Annotated in this window: 3 protein-coding genes, 1 tRNA gene and 1 pseudogene; all 5 read left to right on the forward strand. The window is 44.6% G+C overall.

The window, feature by feature from the left end:
• Positions 1-532: 532 nt before the first annotated feature.
• Positions 533-1,432 (forward strand): agmatinase, encoded by a 900-nt coding sequence (speB, locus tag O9334_RS17185; protein WP_288001412.1) that lies wholly within the window; start codon positions 533-535, stop codon positions 1,430-1,432.
• Between the two features lie 46 nt (positions 1,433-1,478).
• Positions 1,479-1,552: transfer RNA gene (locus O9334_RS17190), tRNA-Val, on the forward strand.
• A 123-nt stretch (positions 1,553-1,675) separates the two neighbouring features.
• Complete coding sequence (locus O9334_RS17195; protein ID WP_045359825.1) at positions 1,676-2,164, forward strand: hypothetical protein; 489 nt, start codon at positions 1,676-1,678, stop codon at positions 2,162-2,164.
• Between the two features lie 98 nt (positions 2,165-2,262).
• A complete protein-coding gene (locus tag O9334_RS17200; protein ID WP_045359824.1) occupies positions 2,263-2,577 on the forward strand; it encodes a hypothetical protein in 315 nt (104 codons plus the stop codon).
• 310 nt (positions 2,578-2,887) lie between these two features.
• Positions 2,888-3,021: pseudogene (locus O9334_RS17205) on the forward strand (IS701 family transposase); the annotation flags it as partial.

The raw sequence follows: 3,021 nt of genomic DNA on the forward strand, positions 1-3,021 counted from the left end.
GGAGTAGGACGAGTGATAGTGCTTTCATGCCGCCTAACCACATATTATAGGTCAACTTTCTGTATAAAACTCTCTGGGGTAACGATATGGGTCAACTTCCGGTATATCGCTCCATTTAGGCGCAATCGCCAGAACTTTTCCTTATATCACCCCCAAAAGCCTGTTAGCCAGATTAGCCTATTGCCAAAAACCTTGTTTAACTAAATTCCTGACAATTAGGCTCATTCTAGCGATGATTCTTCGATCTGACCGCACCCCTTGATAAAAACTGACAATTATCCCCCGATAGCGATCGCTATCGGGGGATAATTGTTTTTTGTTACAGCAGTATAAAGCAGCCCAACTGATGGCTATATTTCCAGATTATCGCCCGCAGCAAACCAATCTTGATCGAGAAATCGAGGGATGTATCCATTGATGGGTCAGGGTTTTCGGCTATTGCAGTAGATATGTCTGGGGTCAGTTGAGATAGACAAAAATAGTCAAAATATTTATAATGGAAGATTGGACTAAAATTTTCTGTGATTTGCCCATGTTATTGTCTTGCGCCACCGGTAGCGAACAATTTTTAGGGAGTGAAGCGATCGCCACTTACGCCACAGCTAAGGCCGTGATCCTGCCGATTCCCTACGAGGCCACCACCACCTATCGCAAGGGTTGTGAAACTGGACCGGCGGCGGTGATTACCGCTTCCCAACAATTGGAAGCCTATGACGAGGAACTTAAGAGGGAAACCTGTTTAGAAGTGGGCATCTATACCCATGATGCGATCGCAGATACCCGTCAGCAACCGCAATTGTCCGCCGAGGAGATGTTAGCCGTCACCACAGCTACAGTTTCGCGTTTAATTGCCGATGATAAATTTGTCGTCGCCGTCGGGGGTGAACACGCTATCACCACGGGAGTAGTACAAGCTTATCGACAAGCTTTATCGGAACCTTTTACGGTGGTTCAAATTGATGCCCATGGCGATATGCGTTTTGAGTACGAAGGCTCCCACCATAACCACGCCTGTGTGATGCGTCGGGTGTTAGAAATGGGTTTGCCGACCTTACCCGTGGGAATTCGGGCTATTTGTCGGGAAGAAGCGGAATTAATCGCTAAACAGCAGATTGCCGTGGTTTGGGATCGAGATATCGCCGGTGATCCAGATTGGATCGAAAAAGCGATCGCCAAAATCACCACCGAGAAGGTATTTTTAACCATAGACGTGGATGGCATCGATCCCGCTTTAATTCCGGGGGTGGGAACCCCGGAACCCGGGGGGTTAAGTTGGCATCAAACCCTAGGCTTTCTCCGTCGTCTTTTCCAAACTCATCAGGTGATTGGCTGCGATGTGATGGAATTGGCCCCGATTAGTGATTCGGTGGTCTCGGAATTTACCACTGCCAAGTTAATTTATAAATTAATTGGCTATCAATTTACTGCCTAGGGGCTTGCCTAATTAGAGGCAGTCGTGTTATAATAACAATTCGTGCGGACGTATAGCTCAGTTGGTTAGAGTACATCGTTGACATCGATGGGGTCACTGGTTCGAATCCAGTTACGTCCATTCAGCACCGGCAAACTAGCCCGGTTTTTTCAATGCCAGCTGGATGAACTCTATGTGATGAAATGGGAGTAAAGGACGGACAACCGGCAAGTAAGCAACAGTTGATGACCGCAAGCGATCGCCATGAAAAGACTTCCCATTTTAGCGGCTCTAGGACTAGCCTTTGTTTTATGCGAAACAGCCCAAGCTTTTCCCGTAAAATTAGGAGTCTATAAGTTCATAGATAAGCCTGATGCTAAGTGTCCAGATCAAGTAATCATCACAGAGGAAAACGCACCTTACTTTGAGGGGGGATACACCATCAACGGACAAGCTAACTTAAGCTCTTTTGCAGAACCCTTTACCATTGCCGCGTCAGATTTTTTTAGTGTCACTTGGGTCGCCAATCTTAAAAAGCCATACCGCCAATGCGTTGCCACCGCTGGCATTGAGAAATACGGCGACTCAGAGACTCCATATTTATCCCATCTGCGTTTGCGCTTTATCGGTGGCAAGGTTTATCTAATTTTAGACTTAACGGGCATAAGAGACGCAAATGGTTTCACCGCTTCTATCCTGAAAAAAAGGGTCAATGCTGGAAATCCTACTTGGAGTTGGGGAGGTTCCGATTAACAAAATATCATCAAGCTCAAGAAACTCACCTTAGACCGGTTTCAAATTCTCGACCTATATTTTAGGTAACTAACTCACCACTAACTTTACGGTATAGAATGTCAGCATCCCGTCACTATCATCAATTTTCTCAGGGAATTTCAGTAGTTCAAGAATTTCATGATCAACAGGGCGATTGGTATCCCCCAATAATAGTTCCTTATTTTTGGCAAGATGGGGTGTTGTGGGTTTGCTGTTCTCGCCAAGAGTTAGGCTATGAGAAAGCTTGTCCTGTTAACACTGCCAAGAAATGGCTGGACCATACCGATTTCTTTATTCTTAATGGCGTGATGTTATTTGGTTATCCCAAGAATAACGGTTATATGCCGGTTTACCTTGAATCTTTGCAGGGCAAAGACGCAATTCTATTTTAACTATAAGATACTGTAGAAATAGTTTGGCTGTTTTTGAGCTTTTTTTCTATAAAACCGCCCCTGGCTTCAAATCGCCATTTTTCTCATAATCCCACAATTCGACAACTCTTTCGGGCTATAAAAATCCGATATTTCTTCCATAAATCTCGTTTTTTCTACCCTTCTTGCGGTCGTTCAACGATAATTTTTTTCCTTTTGTTTTTGCCGATAAGCTTCAAATTCGGGGTTACTATTGGGACTTAAACGCTCAACAAAGGTTTAATCGAGTATAATCGTTACAGAATAAGGACTTTACGTTGAAAAATCAGCGATGAAAGAGACAACCCCAGCCGCGATGCCCCCATGCTTTGACCGATGGTGTCGGCGGTTTGACAATTGCTTCAAAAACGAAGCGCAAAAAAACGGCTTCAGACAATATTTAGGAGGATTATTAGGGGAAAGTGA

The sequence above is a fragment of the Microcystis sp. LE19-8.1F genome, from assembly GCF_027531715.1.
Taxonomy (GTDB): Bacteria; Cyanobacteriota; Cyanobacteriia; order Cyanobacteriales; family Microcystaceae; genus Microcystis; species Microcystis wesenbergii_A.

Bases quoted from the DNA above. Each gene is read 5' to 3' on its own strand.
- speB (WP_288001412.1), top strand. From the start codon at position 533: ATGTTATTGTCTTGCGCCACCGGTAGCGAACAATTTTTAGGGAGTGAA.
- O9334_RS17195 (WP_045359825.1), top strand. From the start codon at position 1,676: ATGAAAAGACTTCCCATTTTAGCGGCTCTAGGACTAGCCTTTGTTTTA.
- O9334_RS17200 (WP_045359824.1), top strand. From the start codon at position 2,263: ATGTCAGCATCCCGTCACTATCATCAATTTTCTCAGGGAATTTCAGTA.